General features: G+C 45.1%; 19 protein-coding genes. 13 read left to right on the top strand and 6 right to left on the bottom strand.

Going from position 1 to position 21424, the window contains the following annotated elements; all coding sequences use genetic code 11:
- Positions 1 to 23 precede the first annotated feature (23 nt).
- Complete coding sequence (locus IPL34_RS02495) at positions 24 to 1310, bottom strand: ATP-dependent 6-phosphofructokinase (RefSeq protein WP_296837206.1); 1287 nt, start codon at positions 1308 to 1310, stop codon at positions 24 to 26.
- A 33-nt stretch (positions 1311 to 1343) separates the two neighbouring features.
- On the opposite strand from IPL34_RS02495, the gene IPL34_RS02500 reads away from it, so the two are divergent.
- Positions 1344 to 1751, top strand: a complete 408-nt coding sequence (locus IPL34_RS02500; protein WP_296837209.1) for a PGPGW domain-containing protein — start codon at positions 1344 to 1346, stop codon at positions 1749 to 1751.
- Positions 1752 to 1773: 22 nt separating this feature from the next.
- Positions 1774 to 2505, top strand: coding sequence for a 16S rRNA (uracil(1498)-N(3))-methyltransferase (locus IPL34_RS02505; RefSeq protein ID WP_296837212.1), 732 nt, complete (start codon positions 1774 to 1776; stop codon positions 2503 to 2505).
- A 148-nt stretch (positions 2506 to 2653) separates the two neighbouring features.
- Here IPL34_RS02505 and IPL34_RS02510 read toward each other — a convergent pair whose 3' ends face one another.
- From IPL34_RS02510 to IPL34_RS02525, 4 genes are all read right to left on the bottom strand, one after another.
- Positions 2654 to 3607 (bottom strand): FHA domain-containing protein, encoded by a 954-nt coding sequence (locus IPL34_RS02510; RefSeq protein WP_296837215.1) that lies wholly within the window; start codon positions 3605 to 3607, stop codon positions 2654 to 2656.
- Positions 3595 to 4893, bottom strand: a complete 1299-nt coding sequence (locus IPL34_RS02515) for a serine protease (protein WP_296837218.1) — start codon at positions 4891 to 4893, stop codon at positions 3595 to 3597. Before IPL34_RS02515 ends, IPL34_RS02510 begins: the two co-directional genes overlap by 13 nt.
- 94 nt (positions 4894 to 4987) lie before the next feature.
- The gene (hemL, locus tag IPL34_RS02520; RefSeq protein ID WP_296837221.1) at positions 4988 to 6268 is read right to left on the bottom strand and encodes a glutamate-1-semialdehyde 2,1-aminomutase; all 1281 of its coding nucleotides are present in this window, start codon (positions 6266 to 6268) and stop codon (positions 4988 to 4990) included.
- Positions 6269 to 6366: 98 nt separating this feature from the next.
- Entirely contained in the window at positions 6367 to 7164 is a 798-nt protein-coding gene (locus IPL34_RS02525; protein ID WP_296837224.1) for a hydroxymethylpyrimidine/phosphomethylpyrimidine kinase, read from the bottom strand.
- A gap of 81 nt (positions 7165 to 7245) precedes the next feature.
- Here IPL34_RS02525 and IPL34_RS02530 point away from each other — a divergent pair, with 81 nt between their 5' ends.
- From IPL34_RS02530 to IPL34_RS02550, 5 genes are all read left to right on the top strand, one after another.
- On the top strand, positions 7246 to 8436 hold the full coding sequence (locus IPL34_RS02530) for a multidrug effflux MFS transporter (RefSeq protein WP_296837227.1): 1191 nt from the start codon (positions 7246 to 7248) through the stop codon (positions 8434 to 8436).
- Positions 8437 to 8805: 369 nt separating this feature from the next.
- Positions 8806 to 9732, top strand: a complete 927-nt coding sequence (locus tag IPL34_RS02535) for a sugar ABC transporter substrate-binding protein (RefSeq protein WP_296837231.1) — start codon at positions 8806 to 8808, stop codon at positions 9730 to 9732.
- A 71-nt stretch (positions 9733 to 9803) separates the two neighbouring features.
- Positions 9804 to 10922 carry an ABC transporter permease gene (locus IPL34_RS02540; protein ID WP_296837234.1) on the top strand — a complete coding sequence of 373 codons (1119 nt, stop codon included), beginning with the start codon at positions 9804 to 9806 and terminating at the stop codon, positions 10920 to 10922.
- Between the two features lie 10 nt (positions 10923 to 10932).
- Positions 10933 to 11718 (top strand): ATP-binding cassette domain-containing protein, encoded by a 786-nt coding sequence (locus IPL34_RS02545; protein ID WP_296837238.1) that lies wholly within the window; start codon positions 10933 to 10935, stop codon positions 11716 to 11718.
- Position 11719: 1 nt separating this feature from the next.
- Positions 11720 to 12499: a TIM barrel protein gene (locus IPL34_RS02550; RefSeq protein ID WP_296837240.1), complete on the top strand. Its 780-nt coding sequence runs from the start codon at positions 11720 to 11722 to the stop codon at positions 12497 to 12499.
- Between the two features lie 33 nt (positions 12500 to 12532).
- On the opposite strand, the gene IPL34_RS02555 is transcribed toward IPL34_RS02550, so the two are convergent.
- Complete coding sequence (locus IPL34_RS02555; RefSeq protein WP_296837243.1) at positions 12533 to 13384, bottom strand: MurR/RpiR family transcriptional regulator; 852 nt, start codon at positions 13382 to 13384, stop codon at positions 12533 to 12535.
- 280 nt (positions 13385 to 13664) lie between these two features.
- On the opposite strand from IPL34_RS02555, the gene IPL34_RS02560 reads away from it, so the two are divergent.
- Genes IPL34_RS02560 through iolE form a run of 6 tightly spaced genes read left to right on the top strand, consistent with a single transcriptional unit; the run spans position 13665 to position 21412 of the window.
- Positions 13665 to 14852, top strand: coding sequence for a Gfo/Idh/MocA family oxidoreductase (locus IPL34_RS02560; RefSeq protein WP_296837246.1), 1188 nt, complete (start codon positions 13665 to 13667; stop codon positions 14850 to 14852).
- A gap of 10 nt (positions 14853 to 14862) precedes the next feature.
- Positions 14863 to 15852, top strand: coding sequence for an inositol 2-dehydrogenase (gene iolG / locus IPL34_RS02565; protein ID WP_296837249.1), 990 nt, complete (start codon positions 14863 to 14865; stop codon positions 15850 to 15852).
- Positions 15853 to 15866: 14 nt separating this feature from the next.
- A complete protein-coding gene (iolB, locus tag IPL34_RS02570) occupies positions 15867 to 16661 on the top strand; it encodes a 5-deoxy-glucuronate isomerase (RefSeq protein ID WP_296837252.1) in 795 nt (264 codons plus the stop codon).
- Positions 16658 to 18622 (top strand): 5-dehydro-2-deoxygluconokinase, encoded by a 1965-nt coding sequence (iolC, locus tag IPL34_RS02575; RefSeq protein ID WP_296837255.1) that lies wholly within the window; start codon positions 16658 to 16660, stop codon positions 18620 to 18622. The genes iolB and iolC overlap by 4 nt, the downstream gene beginning before the upstream one ends.
- Positions 18619 to 20481 carry a 3D-(3,5/4)-trihydroxycyclohexane-1,2-dione acylhydrolase (decyclizing) gene (gene iolD, locus IPL34_RS02580; protein ID WP_296837258.1) on the top strand — a complete coding sequence of 621 codons (1863 nt, stop codon included), beginning with the start codon at positions 18619 to 18621 and terminating at the stop codon, positions 20479 to 20481. The genes iolC and iolD overlap by 4 nt, the downstream gene beginning before the upstream one ends.
- Positions 20482 to 20512: 31 nt before the next feature.
- Positions 20513 to 21412, top strand: coding sequence for a myo-inosose-2 dehydratase (gene iolE, locus IPL34_RS02585; protein ID WP_296837262.1), 900 nt, complete (start codon positions 20513 to 20515; stop codon positions 21410 to 21412).
- The last annotated feature ends 12 nt before the right edge of the window (positions 21413 to 21424 follow it).

A 21424-nucleotide genomic window follows, 5' to 3' on the forward strand; every position in this document is an offset into this window, starting at 1 on the left:
ACACCTAGGTTTGCCCCTACATTTCAACCAATCACTGCGGGTTGTCCGGTATTCTCACGCACGCTAAACCAGAGTTCTCCATTAGGATTCACTTTACGACTTTTACCCGCTAAGGCCTGAATCGGTACATGGGTAATACGTCCATTCCAATCCCCTAACAGCATCCCCCCTTTACCTGCCATCGCAGCATGTACAGCTGCACGCGCTAATTGATCGCAATAGAGTTGATCTGAAGCGGTGGGTGGAGCAGAGCGAATTAAATAACTAGGCTCAATATATTTAATCCCTACATCGAGCGGGCTATCTTTAAAATAGGCGGTCATTTGTTGTTTTAAGTACAAACCAATATCACCCAACTTAGCATTACCAGAGGCATCCCGCCCCTCACCGTGTACCAAATCTTGCCCAGCACCTTCGGCTACCACAATCACCGCATGATGACGCTCTCTTAAACGCCGCTCGACTAAGGCTAATACGCCCTGTTCACCCTCTAAAGTGAAAGGCACTTCGGGAATCAAGCATAAATTAGCATTCCCTGAGGCTACACATGCCGTAGCAGTAATAAAGCCCGCATGCCGTCCCATCAGCTTGACAATACCGATCCCATTTTGCATCCCCTTAGCCTCAATCTCGGCTACATTAATCGCCTTAACTGCCTCCGCTACGGCAGTATCAAAGCCAAACGAGCGCCGCACCCAAGGAATATCATTATCTATCGTTTTGGGAATACCTATCACACTGATGGTTAAATCACGCCGTCGAATTTCCTCCCACAGCGCCTGAGCACCACGCATTGTACCATCACCCCCAATGGCAAAAAGCATATTGATACCACGCCTTACTAAGCTATCGACTAATTCCTCGGTAGGAGGTGTACCCCGTGAAGAACCGAGCATAGTTCCACCGACGGCTTTTAAGCCCGACACTAAATCAGGAGTCAATACTAGAGGCTCTTCTGCGTTTTGCCCCAAACCATGATAACCGTAGCGAATCCCCTTAATATGCCGACAACCATATAAATGCCATAATTGCATCACCAACCCACGAATGACCGCATTGAGTCCCGGACATAAGCCCCCACAGGTCACAATGGCTGCTTTAACCTGTTTAGGGTTAAAAAATAACTCGGCACGCGGTCCCGCGAGTTCAAGTGTTAATTGAGTAGTTAATGGCAAACACGCTTCGAGCACACTAAGCTCTGGTTGCACTAACATGCGCTCTTGATCACTGCGAAACTTAATAGAAGGTTGTTGTTTTAAAGGGCTAGCAACACTACAGGGCTGAAATTGATCAATTATCAAGTCTTGCATAGAGACTCCTAGTTATTCGGGTTAAATCATACTATGACACTATCCGCACAAGTCGTGAATGGACTAGAACAGTATCAAGGTATTTTGGTTTGGGTTGGTCTGGGTTCATTAGGGCTATTTATTATTTCCCTACTACTCTTACCGTGGTTGATTAGACGTATTCCCGCCGATTATTTTAAACGTCCACAACCCGAAGGCTGGGCACTGCTAGTACGCCCACAAACCCTAATCCGTAATCTGATTGGTCTGCTCATTGTGATTGCAGGTTTTATTATGTTAGTGCTTCCCGGACAAGGGATTCTTACTATCTTAATTGGGATAGCGGTCATGCAGTTTCCCGGCAAGCGTGATCTAGAGCGTTGGCTAGTACAGCGGCGCGGCGTATTAAAAACTATTAATTGGATTCGAGAAACCGCTAGAATCCCTCCGCTTCAACTCTAAACTGCAATAGTAAAGGTTCACCATGCGTATTCCACGCTTTTATTGCCCTGTGGCACTGCAAGCGCCTAGTACTTTAGAACTGCCCGATAGTACTTATCATCACGCTATTCAAGTATTACGTTTAAAAGTGGGTGAACCACTCATTTTATTTAATGGACAAACAGCCGGTGAATATTTAGCGGTATTAGAAACTATTACTAAGCGCTCTGCTCTAGTCCGGATTGAGTCCTATACAGCTATACAAAGTGAATCACCTTTTCCCCTAACTTTAGCCTTAGCCATTATTAAGCCCGATAAAATGGACTTTGCTCTGCAAAAAGCCGTGGAATTAGGGGTTACAGCGGTACAACCTTTATTAACCGAGCGCTCAGTGATTCGCGTCCTTAAAGATAAGCAAGATAAAAAACTACAACACTGGGAAGGTATTTTAATTGCCGCGTGTGAGCAATCAGGGCGCACCCAAATACCTGAATTAAAACCACCGCTGACCTTAGAAGAGTATCTCAATCAACCGCCCCTAGGTGCACGCATTATTCTCTCCCCTACTGCTCAACAAGCTTTAGGTAATACGCTAAACACGGCTGGCATTGAAATGATCATCGGTCCTGAAGGTGGCTTCACTGAGGAAGAGCTAGAGCGGTGCATTAATGCGGGAGTGCAAGCTTTTAGTTTAGGACCACGCATTTTACGGGCGGAAACGGCTTGCATTAGCGCCCTAACACTCCTGCAATATCATTACGGTGATTTAACCTAACTCTTAATCTACCAGCTAAGTATCTAGCTAAAAGTAATCGTGTGTTTCTGGAGCAGTCTTGGCGGCAGGGATGCCGCCTTGAAGCGTACACGGACGTATTGATAGCGGCTGCGGAGGAAATGCAGGATTACTTTGGCTCAAGTACTTATTATGGGTTAGGTGGGTCGCCCAAAGCATCACGCGCTTGTTGCATATACTCTTCGTGTGACAAAGTAGGCAATAAGCGTAAATCAGAAGCTCGCACACTACGATTAAAATTTAACTCACTGACTGAATTAGCTTGAATAGTCCAATCATCAATTAAATTAACTAACTGAAATACAATAATAGGGGCACTCAATAATAAAGCCCAGCCTGATGCTGCTTTTTTACTAACTCCATATAAGCGATAAATGAAGAAAAACAATAGCAAAGGGATGACTAAAAACTTATTCACCAATAATAAAGTATCGCGCGGCCAATCTGCTGTTAAAAAGTAGCTCCACCAATGCCCTATCTCAGATAAAACCGGCAACGCTAAAACAAATAAGGACGCAATAGCAATTGAGGGCCAAACATCCCATTGTTGCCTCACTACTCGATTAACTCCTAAAGCTAGGACAGTCAGTGCTAATAAAAACCATAAGGAAGGAATAATTTTACTAATATAATTAATAAAAGAACCCGAATACTCCGTACTAAAATAGTTTTCTAGTAAAATCACTGTTAGAGTTAATAGTGCTAGTAAGCTTACCACTATCGGATGGCAAAATATTGCAAATATCCCCCGACAGGTACTTAACATAGTACGCTCAATCGGGGTATCGACCGTTAATAGACGTATGGAGCGTAAACCTAGCTCTAATTGAGTCGGTATACTCACAGTAATACTTTGCCCCACTGCTAGCGCTTGGTTATTTAAGCTAGAACCGTTTTCAGTAGACAAATTAGTAATAGTAATAGCGTTCTCATCCGCATCAATCACTAAATGATGGGGTGAAATGGTTTTATCAGAAATAATAATATCATTATCAAAAGCCCGCCCTAAAGTAGTAGGAAATTTTTCTATCACATGATATTGATTTAAAGAGCGATCTTGAATTTCTACAATCAATTTTTCCATTCAAATGCTCCTACTAAAGCTTCTACTACCTTTAAGCTCGACTCAAATTCAGTACCAATCATATCAATATTAAATACAAAGCCTTGCAACTTTTCACCCACCATCACGCCATTCACTACCACATCACTTAACCCCTCATACTCTCGATAGCTGCGTCGACAAATACTGAGTTTAAAGGGTTTTTTAGCTATCTGCATAAAATGGGTAAAACATTTAAAGGTGCTTACATCTTTAGTGGTAAGTTTATCATTGAGTGCCGCTACGCCATTCTTGCTTTCATATAAACGATAAAAATGAGTCGGCCATAAGTCTCCACCATCAAACCAATCATATTGATATTGGAACTGCCCTACTTCAATGCCCTCTTTTAGAAAAACACTGCGCTCATTAGAGCATTGCGTAAAATAATTAATTAATAAACTATCATTAGCTTCTGCTTCACTCGCATCCCAACAGCGTACCGTTGAACTAATCTCAGTAGGTACTTTAAAACGTCCTATAGGCGTATAACTCCATTGCTGCTCTTCTTTATTTTTAATAATCTCCTGCATATAAGCACGCATACTGTCACTTAATTGACGACTAATATAAGGCTTTATTTCCGATACAGGCGCATAACTACGTAATTTTAACCGATCTAAAATCACCCCCAAATGCCGTGCCGCCACCAAAAAACTGATTTCATTACCTGAAGTAGCGACATTAACCCCGACCACACTCCCTTGCTCATCTAAAGCAGGTCCCCCACTCATACCCGCATTTAAACTGCCCGAAAATAGAATATTATGATCAGCACTATACTCTAGTACTCCATTATTAGTACCCTCTACAATCGATAAGCCTAGATCTAATGGATTACCTACTGAATATAAATTAGCGCCTTTACGCGGTACGGTTCCCAATATTAATGGTTTACCTAATGGCTGGCTGGCTTTTAATACGGCTAAATCATGCACCACATCCAGATCTAATAAAATCAAATCACCTGTTCTACCCGACTTAGACGAGTAATCGAGGGTATAACCATTCATATCATTCACATAGCTACTAATTACATGATAGTTGGTAGCAATAATATCTTCGCGCCCTACTACAAAGCCTGAGCCAATGGTAATTTTCTTACCCGTTTGTTTGTTAATAACTCTAATTTGATAAACGGAGCTTTCTACCTCGGCATATAAATTAGTCGTCAGATTAGCCCCATAACTAGCATTTGCCATCACTAGACTAATGGAGAGAAAAACTAGCAATGGATAGAGTAGCATCCAGCGTAATAATGCTTGCATGATTGTGGCCACAATTAAAATAATTAAACTATTTAAATAATCATTTACTATTCACTAACACCTCTTTGATTTTTAAGAGGTGTTGATTTTTTATTTACAGCGCTGCAAAAGCCTGAGCAGCAACTTGAATGGTTTGTTGAATATCGGCATCGGTATGAGCAGTCGAAACAAATCCAGCTTCATAGGCAGAAGGTGCTAAATAGACACCATTATCCAACATTAAATGGAAAAACTGATTAAAACGCGTTGTATTGCATTGGGTCGCTTGGGCATAGGTATCAATACGTGGTTGCTCAGTAAAATAAATCCCAAACATGCCCCCCACATTTACGACCGTAAAGGGAATACCCTCTTTATCCGCCTCGGCTTTTAATCCTGTTACTAATGAAGAGCAAACCTCATTAACACGCTCATAAAATCCAGCACGCGAAATAATCTTCATCATGGTAAGCCCAGCACTCATCGCAATTGGATTACCTGATAAAGTACCCGCTTGATACACAGCGCCTAGGGGTGACAAGCACGACATAATATCTTTACGTCCGCCAAAAGCCCCCACAGGCATACCACCACCGATGATTTTACCCAGTGTGGTCAAATCAGGCTTAACACCATAATAGGCTTGTGCTCCACCCAACGCGACTCGAAACCCAGTCATCACTTCATCAAAAATCAGTACTGCACCGGATTGATCGCACACGTCACGCAAGGTCTCTAAAAACCCTGCCACAGGTGGAATACAGTTCATATTGCCTGCCACAGGCTCAACAATGACGCAGGCAATTTCATGACCGCGTGCGGCAAACACTTCGCGTACTTGTTCGCTATTATTAAAATCCAACGTGAGAGTAAATTGAGCTAATTCTGGCGGTACTCCGGGAGAGCTTGGTTGACCAAAAGTCAAAGCGCCAGAACCTGCTTTCACGAGTAAGGAATCACTATGACCGTGATAGCAGCCTTCAAATTTGACAATAACTTTGCGTCCGGTAAATCCCCGCGCCAAACGAATCGCTGACATCGTGGCTTCAGTACCCGAACTTACCATTCTGACCATTTCTATCGAAGGGATAAGCTGACAAATCGTTTCTGCCATCTCACCTTCCAGCGCGGTCGGAGCACCGTAGCTTAAGCCTTTTAAGGAAGCTTCACGCACCGCTTCAATCACTTCAGGATGAGCGTGTCCGGCAATCATAGGCCCCCATGAGCCAATATAATCAATATAACGCTTGCCATCGACATCAAATAAATAAGCACCTTCAGCACGCTCAATAAAGCGTGGTGTGCCCCCTACACTACGAAAAGCGCGTACTGGAGAATTAACTCCACCCGGAATAAATTGCTGTGCTTGTTGAAATAAAGATTCGGAACGGGTCATGTGCCCCACCTCTATAGATCAGAAATTCGGAAAATGAAGTGCATAGTAGCACTAATAAGCCCTAGTTAACTGCCTATCCCAAAGGCTTAAGCCATGCGCTATATCTTTTTACCTTGAGGTAGCCAATATAAACGATTAGGTACACGTACACCTTGCCCTATCGCTCGCCCTGCTTCTAAAGCGCCCCATGTATAACTTTGTGCAATCATCAAGGCTTTCATTAAATCCATACGCTTAGCCAATAACGCTGCACAAGCGGCCGTTAAAGTACAACCTGATCCACTATAATGATGCGGCAAACGTTCCCAAGACCACACTTTAGTCAGTTGACCATCTTGATAAAGCGCGTTTTCTATCTGTGCGGTGGGTTCATTCGTGCCTGTCACTAAAATCGCTTTGCAACCCTCATTAAATAACGCTTGGGCTTGCTCTTGCGCATTGGCGTCGGGTAACTGTGCTAAACGGGCTAGCTCATGATTATTAAGGGTTAATAGGGTAATTAAAGGTAATAAATCGGCGCGAATCGCCTGTTCCACTTCGCGATTACCTTGATGACCAATACCCACACTTAATGACGGATCGAGTACAATTGGGATATTCTGTGGCGCTTCGCGAATTAAAGTGCGTACTGCTTTGACAGCTTCAACCGTATGCAGTAAGCCTACTTTAATCGCAGAAATATTCATATCAGGCAGAAGGGCTTCTGCTTGTTGCAAAATGAGATAATCCGGTAAAGGCTCTACGCGATAGACATCATGAGTATCTTGCACTGTAATACAGGTAATCACTGACACCGCATGACAACCTTGACTGCCAATCGCTTCAATATCGGCCGACACCCCCGCGCCTCCGACAGGATCATGTCCAGAGATTGTCATTACGATAGGGGTAGTCATCGTTTCGTCCTCTTGAGCCAAATTTGCCTTCTAACCAGTAGCACAATATTATGCTGCATCGCACAATGAGACGCAATTAAAATGCCGCGCACCCTTAGTTTAAAAGAGTTTATTGTTCTTGTCGCCGTATTAACTTGCTTGCCAGCCCTTGCTATTGACGCCATGCTGCCTGCTTTTAAGCAAATCGGTCTTGATTTACAAGTGCCACACGAAAATGATGTTCAGCTCATCATTCCCGTATTATTTCTAGGGCTTAGCATCGGACAACTGATCTTTGGGCCGCTATCAGACAGTTGGGGACGTAAACCTTTTATTTATTTAGGTCTGGTTATTTTTATGTTAGGGAGTGCCATTTCACTCTTTGCCCAAGATTTTAATCATATGCTGATCGGGCGCTTTTTACAGGGCTTGGGTGCGGCGGCACCGCGCATTATTAGTATTGCGGTGGTACGCGACCTCTACTCTGGGCGCGAAATGGCACAAATTATGTCCTTTACTATGATGGTTTTTATTTTAGTGCCTGCTATCGCGCCGTTAATGGGGCAAGGGGTACTATTAGTGGCGAGTTGGCATGCCATTTTTGGTTCCTTTTTAGTAATTGCTGTCATTATCACTGTATGGTTTGGCATGCGTTTAGACGAAACCTTAAAGCCAGACAAGCGCCGTGAATTTTCGCTGTCTAGTTTATGGCAAGCCACTAAAGAAGTGCTCAGTAATAAAGTGGCTATGGGTTATACCTTAAGTAGTGGACTGATTTTTGGTGCATTTATGGGGTACTTGAATTCATCCCCACAAATCCTTCAACAACAATATGGTTTAGGGGAACAATTTCCCTTCTATTTTGGTGCTCTAGCGCTTTCCTTAGGTGCAGCTTCTTTTTTAAATGCTAAATTAGTAATGAAATATGGTATGAAACTACTCTCGACGATAGCTATTCGTATTTTTACTCTTTTAGCGCTCTTATTTTTAGTCATTGCCTATTTACAGCAGGGTCAACCCCCTTTATGGCAGTTAATGACTTATTTATTACTGAGCTTCTTTACGGTAGGTCTCTTATTTGGGAATTTAAATGCTCTAGCAATGGAACCTTTAGGACATATTGCCGGAATCGGCGCTTCAATTGTCGGTTCAGCCTCGTCATTATTTGCTATTCCTTTGGGAACCCTAATCGGGCAAAGTTATAATGGTACGATTATCCCTATGACGATTGGCTTTGGCTTATTGGGCTTATTAACAGCACTAACTTTAAGATGGACTAGGGCGCAATCCTAGTCTTTTAGAAGGATTGAATGTCCTCCCTCCCTTAGCTCCCTCACTGTGTCCACCCCTAATACTTTGCCCTAAGGCTTACCTTTTGTGGTGAGCCTATCATGCCGTCGTATCTGCACCACTGCTAGTAAAAATAAGACCTTACTCTTAAAACCCTCCTCTACTGATAGCTCTACAAGCAAGTATTTAAACCTTAAAAAAGCGCTACACCTATCACACTCTACTTTTAGTGGTTGAGTGCTGATATTACTCATGATTAGAACAAATATTCCATTGACATATATTGATGGAAAATTTATTCTAAAAACAGATGTGCTAAACCGCCCAACTAACACATCTCTTGAACAGTATTTACGCTAATCGGAGGAGTCTATGAAAAAGCTATTTGCATCTATTGCCCTATCCTTGGCTTTAACCAGTTCAGTCATGGCAGCCGATGACATCAATATCATTGTGGTTTCACACGGTCAGGCTAATGATCCCTTTTGGACGGTAGTAAAGAATGGAGTGGAGGCAGCAGGTAAAGATATGGGGGTCAAAGTCGACTACCGCGCTCCCGAAACCTTTAATATGGTTGAAATGTCTGCTTTGATTGATGCTGCTGTCAACCAAGAACCCAAAGGCTTAATTGTTTCCATTCCAGACGCTCAAGCATTAGGTGGCTCCATTGAGAAAGCCGCTAAAGCGGGTATTCCCGTTATTTCTATGAACTCAGGTGTCGAAGCCTCCGCAAAGCTAGGAGCATTACTCCATGTAGGTCAGGAAGAACTAGCGGCTGGTAAAAAAGCAGGTGAGAAACTGAAAGAGATGGGTGGTAAAAAAGGCCTATGTGTTAACCAAGAAGTGGGTAATGTGGCACTCGACCAACGCTGCGAAGGTTTCAAACAAGGTTTTGGCGCAGTGGAAGTACTACCCACTAGCAATGACCCCGCCGATGTCAAAGCCAAAGTACGCGCTACCTTAGAAAAAGACGCTGACATTGATACTATTTTAGCCTTAGGTGCTAGCACAGCGGGAGAACCTACTCTAGCAGCGATAGAAGAGGTGGGTAAAACAGGCAAAATTAATGTCGGGACTTTCGATATGTCTGCCAACTTCTTAAAAGCAGTCGCTGAGGGCAAAGCCGCCTTTTGTATTGACCAGCAACAATATCTGCAAGGCTATTTACCTGTGGTGTTTTTAGCTAACTATGCCCGTTATGGTTTAATGCCCGGAGGTAATGTCCCCTCAGGTCCAAACCTCATTACTAAAGATAAAGCAGCCCAAGTAGTGGAACTCTCTGCTAAAGGTATTCGCTAAATCAAGCGTTGTTCTAACAACATTGCCCTGTTCATACCTAGCGTGAGCGGGGTTTAGTGAGGTTATGTACCATGAGTACATCAAAGACTCCTTCTACAGCTACCTCGGCTGCGGATGAACGTATCGCCAAAGTTAGCCTTGTTAAATCCTTGCTCCAACGCCCTGAAGTGGGGGCCATTGTTGGCTTAATCGCGATTATTCTATTTTTCGTTGTTTATGCCGATGCGCGTATGTTTTCCCTAGCGGGCATCATGAACTTTATGCAACCCGCAGCACAGCTCGGTATTTTAGCGATTGCAGCAGCATTATTGATGGTGGGTGGTGAGTTTGACCTGTCGATTGGCTCAATGATTGCGTTTGCGGGGATTGCACTAGGCATTCCGCTCGTATTGTGGGGCTGGCCTTTAGGACTCAGTATCTTATTTGCCTTTGCGGTAGCGGTCGTTTTTGGTGCGCTGAATGGCTTTATTGTATTACGTTCGGGTTTGCCGTCTTTCATTGTCACCCTAGCCTTTTTGTTTATTCTACGGGGCTTAACGCTAGTCGGTTTAAAAGCCGCCACCGGTACAACCCAATTACGCGGTATTCAAGAAGCTGCGAGCGATAGCTGGTTAATGGAGTTATTTGCTGGTAATGCCTTTGAGGGGGTATTTAGTTGGCTGGCGAGTATGGGTTGGATTGATACATTTCAAAATGGCACACCTAAAGTTCAAGGGATTCCGGTTGAAATTATTTGGTTTATTGTTTTAGGTATCGCTGCTTCTTGGTTACTCACTAAAACCCGTTTTGGTAATTGGATTTTTGCAGCCGGAGGTGATCCTAATGCCGCTCGCAATATAGGAGTACCTGTCAATCGCGTCAAAATCATACTCTTTATCCTCACGGCGGCGGCGGCCACCTTAGTCGCTACCATCACTGTTTTACAATTTGGTACAGCGGATGCGAGTCGCGGCTTATTAAAAGAATTTCATGCCATTATTGCCGCCGTTATTGGGGGTAGCTTATTAACAGGCGGCTATGGCTCGGTCATAGGGGCAATGATTGGTGCGGTTATTTTCGGTATGGTGCAAATCGGTATTACCTATACCAATATTAACCAAGATTGGTTCCAAGTGTTTATGGGGGCTATTTTGTTAATCGCGGTGCTCCTAAATAACTGGGTACGCCGTAAAGCCATGACTTCACGTTAAGGAGCCGACCATGAGTCACACACCCGCTCTTATTGAATTGATCGATATTGAAAAACATTTTGGCGCGGTCATTGCTCTGAATGGCGTTTCTATTGCCGTGTATCCGGGCGAATGCCACTGCTTATTGGGTGACAATGGTGCAGGTAAATCCACCTTTATTAAAACCATGTCAGGTGTGCACAAACCCACTAAAGGCAAACTTAAAGTGGAGGGGCGTGAAACCGTATTCAATAGTCCCCGTGATGCGATGGAAGCTGGCATAGCCACGGTTTATCAAGACCTCGCGATGATTCCTTTAATGTCAGTCACCCGTAATTTCTGGATGGGGCGCGAACCTACCACTGGTTTTGGTCCGTTTAAAAGTTTTGATTTTCACAAAGCTAATGAAATAACCATGACCGAAATGGCCAAAATGGGCATTAACCTGCGTGAACCTAATCAAGCAGTCGGTACATTATCAGGAGGTGAGCGCCAAACCGTCGCTATTGCACGCGCCGTCTACTTTGGGGCAAAAGTACTGATTCTTGACGAACCCACCTCAGCTTTAGGGGTACGTCAAACATCTAATGTGCTAGCAACCATTGATAAAGTTCGCAAAACAGGTATTGGGGTAGTCTTTATTACCCATAATGTGCGCCATGCTTTAGCCGTAGGTGATCGTTTTACGGTATTAAATCGTGGCAAAACCTTAGGTACAGCCCTCAAAGGCGAGATCAAAGCGGATGAATTACAAGATTTAATGGCGGGTGGACGGGAATTAGCTGATCTATCAAGCTCCTTGGGGGGCACTATTTAAAATGAGTCAATTTACTCTGGCCGCTTGTGCCGAAATGTTGTGGCGTGACCAAGCAATAGAGTGGCGTGCTAAACGTCTTACTGAATTAGGTTTTGGGGTCGGGTTATGGAATTGGACTGATCATGACCTTGCTAAGCTAGAAAAGTCTGGAGCGACTTTCACTATTATGAATGGTTATCTGAGGGGACGCTTATCTGATGACGAAGGCACTACAGAGTTACTCAAAACAGCCTATGAAACGGCACAAGTGGGTAAGCGTTTGGGTGTAGCACGATTAAACCTGCATGGCACAGGTTTAGGAGCAGGTGGTTTACCTGTCACTCCTTGTGCAACCATCACAGGGCATATGTGGCTCAATGCCTATGATACTTTGCGGCGCATAGCAGATATGGGTGAGAAAGAAGGGGTCACTTTTACCTTAGAAAACCTTAATTTACCTGTTGATCACCCCGGAGTTTCGTTTGCACGCGCAGAAGATACCTTAGCGCTGGTTTCTTCAGTGAATCATCCTCATCTACGCCTCAACCTTGACCTCTATCATGCTCAAATTGGTGAAGGGAATTTAATTGAATTATGCCGTAAGTCATTGCCTTGGATCGGTGAGATTCAAGTAGCCGATGTACCGGGGCGTATGCAACCCGGCACAGGAGAAATTAATTATCGAGGGATTGCACTAGCACTCAAAGCAATGGGCTACAACGGTGCGGTAGGTATGGAAGCCTTTGCTAGTGGTGATCCTGAAGTAGCATTGGAACAGTTTCGGGCTGCTTTCACGGTTTAAGTGCCCACTGCCAAGCATACCTAGGGGTCGAAGCTATTTTGCATACCCCAAACTGACACACAAAGTCTGTGCTAAACAGATAGTCGCGGTTAAGGAGCGAAACGACTTAATTTCTGACTCATGCACAATTAATAGACTATCCGCCAAGGCAGCCAAGGGTGATAATTCACTATCCGTGATTAACACTAATTTTGCGCCCTTTTCCTTAGCTACATGAGCCACTTCTTGAGTAAAATTACTATAGGGGCTAAAGGTAATCGCAATTAATACCGACTGAGTATTCACCCATTTCAATTGCATTAAACCTAGTTCTGCTTGGTTATTCACTAGGTGGCAACGAATCTCTAATTGAGTCAATGCGTAATAAAGATAACTGGCTACCGGATATACTCGTCTTACTCCACAAATATAAATATCCTCGGCAGCCGATAGCAAATCGAGTGCTGATTGCAGCTTATGAGTATCCAGTTGCTGCTCTAAAAGCGCTAAGGATAAACGCCCCCCCTCTACAAACTCATGCAATAAACTATTAGCGGTACTTTGCGCTCTGTCTTGTTGCTTTAACTGTCTGATGCGTTCACGGTAATTACTAGGATGATTAAGTACTTGTTGCTTATAAAGTTTTTGTAACTCAGAAAATCCACTGAATCCAAAGTAATTAGCAAAACGTACCAACGTTGAGGAGGTGACTCCAATTTGTTGGGCAATTTCAGCTAAAGTCCCGAAGGCTACCTGCTGGGGTGCATCAACTACATACTTGGCTACTTGTTTAAGGCGGGTACTGAGCTGAGGTTGTTGCTCAGCCAATAATGCATGAAAACTTTCCACATCTTGCGGCAAGGTTAAAGGAGCTATCTCAACGACTGATTCACCAGAGGCAATCATTACAAAGGTTCTCTTGATCTCAACAATGGTCTCCTAGTTTACACCAATTAGCCTAAAGTTCATCGCTCATTTTAGAATAAAAATTTCTTTTAATTAATTTAATGAAACAAATATTCCAAAAATATACAGCCTGTTTTATACTGCTCTCAGTGAGCTGATGCGTAACCACTCCATTGTAATGAGTCAACGAACGCTAGTTAGGAGGCAAAATAGCTATGATACCTTGTCATGTTGAGCATTATCTGCCTACCCAAAGACGTTATGCCTGAGGATAATCATAATGTTCAATGAAGAGCAAAGACCTGAGCAACCGATTCGCCTTGGCATGATTGGCGGTGGACGAGGTAGTGAAATCGGCTATGCGCATCGTACTAGCGCTGAGCGTGATGGATTTTTTAACTTAGTGGCGGGTGCATTTGATCTTGATCCAGAACGGGGACAAGCGTTTGGTACAAACCTAGGGCTTGATCCCAACCGTTGCTATCCCAACTACTTAACGCTACTCGCACACGAAGCTCAGCGCCCTGATGGTATCCAAGCCCTCATTGTAGCTACCCCTAATGCAACCCACTATGCGATTAGTAAAGCCGCACTAGAAGCTGGACTACATGTGATTTGCGAAAAACCTCTCACCTTCACGGTGGCACAAGCTCAAGAATTGCAGCACCTCGCCTCACAAAAGCAACGTATGTTTGCGGTCATGTATGGTTACTCTGGCTACCCCATGCTGCATCAAGCGCGTGAAATGATCCAACGCGGTGATTTAGGCACGCTTCGTATGGTGCATGCCCAATTTGCTCATGGCTTTCATAGCCAAGCCGTTGAGGAACATAGTGCTGGGGCAAAATGGCGTATGAATCCCGAAGTAGCAGGCCCTACTTATGTACTAGGCGATTTAGGCACGCACAGCTTTCATATGCTGGAGCTATTAACAGAGCTGGAAGTTGATGAACTGTGCTGTATGCGCCAAAGCTTCATTCCCACCCGCGCCCCACTCGAAGATAACGCTCATGTATGGCTGAAGTTCAAAGGTGGCGCAATAGGCACTCTATGGGCTAGCTCAGTCAATGCAGGCTCAGTGCATCAGCAAAAGATTCGCGTAGTGGGCGATAAAGCCAGCATTGAATGGTGGGATGAACACCCTAATCAATTAACCTACGCAATTCAGGGACAACCCGTACAAATCCTTGACCGAGGTATGGCGTATTTATACCGCGACAATCCAGCCATCTGTACCCGTATAGGTGGGGGTCATGCAGAAGGGTTTTTAGATGCATGGGCCAATCTTTATCACCGCTATGGCGTAGCGCTTCAAGCCCTAGAACAACACGATCAAAGTACCTTAAGTACTTTATGGTATCCCGATATTCGTGCCGGAATCAGTGGGGTCAGATTATTAGAGTGCTGTGTAGAGTCTGCTCAGCATCATTCAAGTTGGGTCAAATTTAATTTAAATGCTTATCAATGAGGTCAAGTCTATGATTCGTTTTGGTTTAATTGGGGCTGGACGGATTGGCAAAGTACATGCGCTCGCTGTACAAGCCGTACCTAATGCGCTCATTACGGCAGTGGCTGATGTGGTTCCAGCAGCGGCGGAAGCGCTTGCTCAGCAATTGGGTGCGCAGGTGGTAAGCATTGAAGAGATGTTTAATAGCTCTCATGTCGATGCTTATATTATTGCTAGCTCTACCGATACCCATGCAGACTACTTAATGCGCTGTGCTGAAGTGGGTAAGCCAGTATTTTGTGAAAAACCACTTGATCTCAGTTATGAGCGTGCTCAGCGTTGCAGTGAGGCGGTGCAGAAAGCGGGTGTTCCGTGCATGCTAGGTTTCAATCGTCGCTTTGACCCGCAATTCAGTACGCTAAAACAACATTTGCAAGCGGGTACGATTGGCAAGCTAGAAACGCTCATTATTACTAGCCGTGACCCAGCACCGCCCCCTGTCACTTATATCAAAGTATCGGGCGGTATTTTCCGCGATATGATGATTCATGACTTTGATATGGCACGCTGGTTATTAGATGAAGAACCAACTCGTGTCTATGCAGTCGGTAGCGCCCTCGTTGATCCCGCTATTGGTGCAGCGGGTGATGTGGATACGGCCAGCGTCACCCTCAGTACTGCGAGCGGTAAAATTGCCGTGATTACCAATAGCCGCCGAGCTACCTATGGCTATGACCAACGCATTGAAGCCTTTGGCGAGAAAGGGATGCTGCAAGCCAATAATCAATTAGAAAACACCCTATTGTTTGCAGGCACTGAAGGAGTAATGACGGCTAAACCCCAGCACTTTTTCCTCGAACGCTATGCTGATGCCTACCGTATTGAATTAACGCAATTTGTCCAAGCCCTACAGCAAGACACACAGATGCCTACTACCGAACAAGATGGTTTACAAGCACTGCGTTTAGCGGATGCTGCTTATGAGTCTTGGAAAAGTGGACAGCCCGTCGATTTGACTTAAGGAAGATTGCCATCATGACCTTATTACGCCGACCTGAACCGCAAGCGGATGGGCGCTATCACTGTATTACACCTGCAAACGCGCAGTGGCAGTATGTGCACTTTGCCGCATGGGATTTACAGCCAGATCAGGTTTTAAACCTACCTGCTAGTGCTAATGAAACCTGCTTAGTGCTGTTATCAGGTATCGCTACTATTCAAGCAGGGCAGCAATGGTTTGCTGAAATCGGCGAGCGTATAAGCGTATTTGAGGATAAAGCGCCGCATGCTGTTTATGTCGCCCCTCATGAGGTCATGATGATTATTGCCCATACTCCTGTCGAACTGGCAGTATGTGCAGCACCGAGTCAAGGCAATCACCCTACCCGTTGGTTTAAACCTGATACCATGAGCCGTGAGCAGCGTGGTCAAAGCACCAATACTCGCTATGTGTGTAATATTCTGCCTCAAGACCAACCTGCCGATAGTTTATTAGTAGTCGAGGTACGCACCCCATCAGGTCATTGGTCTAGCTATCCCCCCCATAAACACGATCAAGACAATATTCCCCACGAAACTTTTTTAGAAGAAACCTATTACCATCGTTTGAATCCGCACCAAGGTTTTTGCTTTCAGCGCGTGTTTACTGATGATTTAAGTATTGATGAAACCATGAGTGTTACCGATAAATGCGTAGTGCTGGTTCCGCGTGGTTATCATCCAGTAGGCGTGCCGCATGGCTATGAATCGTATTATTTAAACGTCATGGCTGGCCCTACACGGCGCTGGATTTTTAAGAATCATCCTGATCATGAGTGGATACTAAAATGAACCCCATCCATCCTTCAGATCATGCTACCAAAACCCTTGATATTATTTGTCTAGGACGCGCCGCAGTCGATTTATATGGTCAACAAATCGGTAGCCGCCTTGAGGATATGGGCAGTTTTGCCAAATATTTAGGGGGGTCATCGGCGAATATTGCCTATGGTTGTGCTCGTTTAGGTTTGCGCTCTGCGATGCTCACCCGTGTGGGTGATGAACATATGGGGCGTTTTGTGCGTGAGGAACTGGCGCGTGGCGGGGTTGATGTTTCGCATGTTAAAACGGATAGCAACCGACTGACTGGCTTAGTGATTTTAGGTATTAAAGACCAGCATACTTTTCCTCTCATTTTTTACCGTACTGATTGCGCCGATATGGCGGTGAGTCATGAGGACTTTAGTCCTGAATTTATTGCCTCTAGTCTGGCACTATTGATTACTGGAACGCATTTTTCTACTGAATCGACCTATAGTAGCAGTATGCAGGCGATTCAATACGCTAAAGCTGCCGGAACTAAAGTGATTGTCGATATTGATTACCGTCCGGTGTTGTGGGGTTTAACCCGTTTGGGTGATGGGGAGACACGCTTCATATCCTCCTCTAGCGTGACTACCCATCTTCAAACGGTGTTACCACATTGTGATCTAGTGGTGGGTACAGAAGAAGAAATTCATATTGCAGGAGGCAGCACTGACACTATTCAAGCCTTAAAAACGATTCGCACCCTAACGCCCGCTACCATTGTATTAAAACTAGGACCTTTAGGTTGTACCGTATTAGATAGTGCTATTCCTGAGCATGTGAATGCATTTAAGGTTTATAAGGGCGTCACCGTTGAAGTGCTGAATGTGCTGGGGGCGGGTGATGCGTTTATGGCAGGGTTTTTGCGTGGTTGGTTGCGTGGGGAATCGTATGCACAAGCAACCGCTTATGCCAATGCCTGTGGTGCATTAGTGGTTTCACGCCACGCCTGTGCACCAGCTATCCCTACCGAAACTGAGTTATTTTATTACCTCCGATATGCCGCCTCGATTCCCCGACCTGATCAAGATGCCAAACTCAATCGCCTACATCGAGTTACTACGCGCCAACTGCCTGAGCGCTCTGAAATTTGTGCCCTCGCTTTTGATCATCGCAAGCAACTGTACGATATGGCGTGTGAGCAAGGCGCTGATCCAGCTCGAATTAGTACTTTAAAAAACTTAGTGGTTAAAGCAGTCGACTATGGGATTAATCAAACAGGGTTGGCTGAAACTTCTGCGGGAGTCTTGATCGATGATACCTATGGACAAAGCGCACTGAATGCTATTACGGGACGAGGTTGGTGGATTGGTCGTCCGGTCGAATTACCTGCTTCGCGTCCTTTAGAGCTAGAAGGTGGGCGTTCTATTGGCAGTGCACTCATCCGTTGGTCTTTAGAGCATATTGTGAAGTGTTTGGTGTTTTATCACCCCGATGATGCAACCGAGTTACGCATCCAGCAAGAGCGCCAACTGCAAGAACTCTATCAAGCCTGTTTACAAAGCGGGCATCAGTTGCTGATTGAGGTGATCTTACCCCAAGGCACTACTTGTTTAGCGGATACCTATGCTCGTGTCTTACAGCGCTTATATAACCTTGAAATCTACCCCGACTGGTGGAAACTACCTCCCCAAACTCATGACAGTTGGCAGCACATTTCTCAGGTAGTGCAAAGCCGTGATCCCTATTGCTATGGAGTGGTTTTATTGGGGCTATCTGCCAGTATCGAAGCAATGCAACAAGCATTCAAAACAGCAGCTCATTACCCTATTTGTAAAGGTTTCACGGTGGGGCGTACTCTGTTTGCCGAACCTGCGCAACGCTGGTTGGCGCATCAAATCGATGATCAGACCCTAATTGAACAAGTGGGGAATAATTACGTACAACTGATTCAAGCATGGCGTGAGAGTCGCCTAATCGCTAGCGTACAGGAGTCACCTGCATGAAAACCACTATTCGTTTAACGATGGCTCAAGCCTTAGTGCGCTATCTTGCCGCTCAGCACATTGAATATGAAGGCAAAGTAGTTCCGCTTTTTGCAGGTGTATTTGCCATTTTTGGGCATGGTAATGTGGCAGGCTTAGGTGAGGCTTTATATAGCATACGCGAACAACTCCCCACACTACGCGCTCACAATGAACAAGGTATGGCTCACGCCGCCATAGCTTTTGCTAAAGCTACCAATCGCCAACGCATGATGGCTTGCACCACCTCTATCGGTCCTGGAGCGACCAATATGGTCACAGCCGCAGCACTTGCTCATGTCAATCGCTTACCTGTATTGCTCTTGCCTGGTGATATATTTGCTAATCGTACTCCTGATCCAGTACTGCAACAGATTGAATATTTTAGTGATCCTACAATTAGTGCTAATGATTGCTTTAAGCCTGTGAGCCGTTACTTTGATCGGATTATGCGCCCTGAACAGCTCATCACGAGTTTACCCGTAGCGCTGCAAACCTTACTCGATCCAGTTAATTGTGGTCCCGTCACCTTAGCCCTGCCGCAAGATGTACAAGCCGAAGCTTATGATTATCCAGTGACCTTGTTTGATACCCATATTCATAAGCAACGCCGCCCTGCCCCTGATGCAGCTGAATTACACAGCGCCATTGAAGTTTTACAACACGCGCACAAACCGCTGCTTATTGTAGGCGGTGGCGTACATTACTCATTAGCCACCAGTACTTTGCAGCAATTTGCCGAACAGCATCAAATCCCCGTGGCAGAAACTCAAGCAGGTAAAGGCGCTTTGGCTTGGAATCATCCTTGTTATGTGGGGGCTATTGGAGTGACGGGCAGTAACGCTGCTAATCAACTCGCCGAGCAAGCGGATGTCATTTTAGCGGTGGGCACACGTTTACAAGACTTCACCACGGCCTCGCGTACTCTATTTGAACAAAACGGCACTAAGCTGATTCAACTCAACGCTGCTCCCTTTGATGCGATTAAACATTATGCTCAAGCACTCATCTGTGATGCTCAGGTAGGTTTGGAGTGTTTAACTCAGGGTTTGGGCACTTGGCAAGCATCCAGTAATTGGTTACAGCAAGCACAGCAAGCCGCAGCGCAATGGAATAATTATTACGAACAAGTCACCTCCGCTACTGAAGCTCCAATCACACAAACGGGTTTACCCTCAGATGCTCAAGTGCTCGGTGCGATTAAACGTACAGGTCAAACCAGTGACATTATTGTCTGTGCGGCTGGGGGTTTACCCGGAGAGTTGCATAAACTGTGGCGTACTGATAAACCCAATGGTTATCACGTTGAATACGGTTACTCCTGCATGGGCTATGAAATCGCCGGAGGTTTAGGGGTCAAAATGGCACAACCTCAACGTGAAGTGATTGTGGTGGTGGGTGATGGTTCGTATTTAATGCTTAATTCGGAGCTAGCCACTAGCGTAATGCTGGGGCATAAAATCATTGTAGTCGTCCTCGATAATCGCGGTTTTGCCTGTATTAATCGTCTGCAAAATGCCACCGGAGGCGCTTCATTCAATAACCTATTACAACACTGCCAAACGGTAGCCGAAGGTGCACCTGAAATTGATTTTGCAGGTCATGCACGAGCCTTAGGTGCAAAGTCTGAAAGTGTTGCAGGTATTACTGAATTAGAGGCTGCTTTAGTGCGAGCGCGTCAAGCTCAAAGTACTTATGTGATTGCCCTAAAAACTGATCCTTATATGACCTCGCAAGGGGGGTATTGGTGGGATGTTGCCGTGCCTGAAGTTTCAGAGCGCGAGCCAGTACTTAATGCACATGCCGCCTATATAGCAGCCAAAAATAAACAACCTTATTAAGCCTTTAGACCTTTTTATTAAGAGCATGATTATGAGCGTAACGATTGGTATTAATCCCCTCACTTGGACTAATGACGACCTACCTGATTTAGGCGCTGATACTCCACTGGAAACCTGCCTTAGTGAAGGTAAACAAGCGGGCTATGCAGGGTTTGAGTTAGGCAATAAATTTCCTCGTACCCCTGAAGCCCTCGCCCCTATTCTGGATGCGCATGGTTTAAAACTGGTATCGGGTTGGTTTAGTGGACGTTTATTAGAGCACAGTCTGGATGAGGAAAAAGCAGCCATTCAAGATCATTTGCATCTATTAAAATCATTAGGTGCTAAGGTCATGGTGTATTGCGAAGTAACCGGCTGCGTACACAGTGATCGTAATGCACCTTTATCGAAGCGCCCAACACTGGCTGCTGAGCAGTGGGAACCTTGGTGTGAACAACTGAATCAATTAGCTGCTTATACTAAAGCTCAAGGGGTACAACTCGCCTACCATCACCACATGGGCACTGTTATTCAAAGCGAGAGTGATATTGATCGTCTTATGGCGCTTACGACTCCAGACTTAGGCTTATTACTCGATACTGGACACCTTACCTATGCAGGTGGTGATCCTATTGCTGTACAACAACGCCATGCCACCCGTATTAATCATGTGCACTGCAAAGACGTGCGTCGAGCGGTATTAGACGATGCGTTAAACCGAGATCGTAGCTTTTTAACTGCGGTATTGGATGGTGTCTTTACCGTGCCGGGGGATGGTTGCGTGGATTATCCGACCTTATTTAAGGGTTTAAAAGCGGCTAACTATCAAGGTTGGCTAGTGGTTGAAGCCGAACAAGATCCTGCTGTTGCTCATCCCCTGACCTATGCCACAATGGGTTTTCGCCATTTACGGCAATTATGCGATCAAGCAGGGATTGACGTACAAGCTTAATAGAGAGTTAGA

Origin of the sequence: Thiofilum sp. (assembly GCF_016711335.1) — a bacterium.
Classification (GTDB): domain Bacteria; phylum Pseudomonadota; class Gammaproteobacteria; order Thiotrichales; family Thiotrichaceae; genus Thiofilum.

Coding starts and splice junctions, on each gene's coding strand:
- IPL34_RS02495 (WP_296837206.1), bottom strand. CDS start 1,310: ATGCAAGACTTGATAATTGATCAATTTCAGCCCTGTAGTGTTGCTAGC.
- IPL34_RS02500 (WP_296837209.1), top strand. CDS start 1,344: ATGACACTATCCGCACAAGTCGTGAATGGACTAGAACAGTATCAAGGT.
- IPL34_RS02505 (WP_296837212.1), top strand. CDS start 1,774: ATGCGTATTCCACGCTTTTATTGCCCTGTGGCACTGCAAGCGCCTAGT.
- IPL34_RS02510 (WP_296837215.1), bottom strand. CDS start 3,607: ATGGAAAAATTGATTGTAGAAATTCAAGATCGCTCTTTAAATCAATAT.
- IPL34_RS02515 (WP_296837218.1), bottom strand. CDS start 4,893: ATGCAAGCATTATTACGCTGGATGCTACTCTATCCATTGCTAGTTTTT.
- hemL (WP_296837221.1), bottom strand. CDS start 6,268: ATGACCCGTTCCGAATCTTTATTTCAACAAGCACAGCAATTTATTCCG.
- IPL34_RS02525 (WP_296837224.1), bottom strand. CDS start 7,164: ATGACTACCCCTATCGTAATGACAATCTCTGGACATGATCCTGTCGGA.
- IPL34_RS02530 (WP_296837227.1), top strand. CDS start 7,246: ATGCCGCGCACCCTTAGTTTAAAAGAGTTTATTGTTCTTGTCGCCGTA.
- IPL34_RS02535 (WP_296837231.1), top strand. CDS start 8,806: ATGAAAAAGCTATTTGCATCTATTGCCCTATCCTTGGCTTTAACCAGT.
- IPL34_RS02540 (WP_296837234.1), top strand. CDS start 9,804: ATGAGTACATCAAAGACTCCTTCTACAGCTACCTCGGCTGCGGATGAA.
- IPL34_RS02545 (WP_296837238.1), top strand. CDS start 10,933: ATGAGTCACACACCCGCTCTTATTGAATTGATCGATATTGAAAAACAT.
- IPL34_RS02550 (WP_296837240.1), top strand. CDS start 11,720: ATGAGTCAATTTACTCTGGCCGCTTGTGCCGAAATGTTGTGGCGTGAC.
- IPL34_RS02555 (WP_296837243.1), bottom strand. CDS start 13,384: ATGATTGCCTCTGGTGAATCAGTCGTTGAGATAGCTCCTTTAACCTTG.
- IPL34_RS02560 (WP_296837246.1), top strand. CDS start 13,665: ATGTTCAATGAAGAGCAAAGACCTGAGCAACCGATTCGCCTTGGCATG.
- iolG (WP_296837249.1), top strand. CDS start 14,863: ATGATTCGTTTTGGTTTAATTGGGGCTGGACGGATTGGCAAAGTACAT.
- iolB (WP_296837252.1), top strand. CDS start 15,867: ATGACCTTATTACGCCGACCTGAACCGCAAGCGGATGGGCGCTATCAC.
- iolC (WP_296837255.1), top strand. CDS start 16,658: ATGAACCCCATCCATCCTTCAGATCATGCTACCAAAACCCTTGATATT.
- iolD (WP_296837258.1), top strand. CDS start 18,619: ATGAAAACCACTATTCGTTTAACGATGGCTCAAGCCTTAGTGCGCTAT.
- iolE (WP_296837262.1), top strand. CDS start 20,513: ATGAGCGTAACGATTGGTATTAATCCCCTCACTTGGACTAATGACGAC.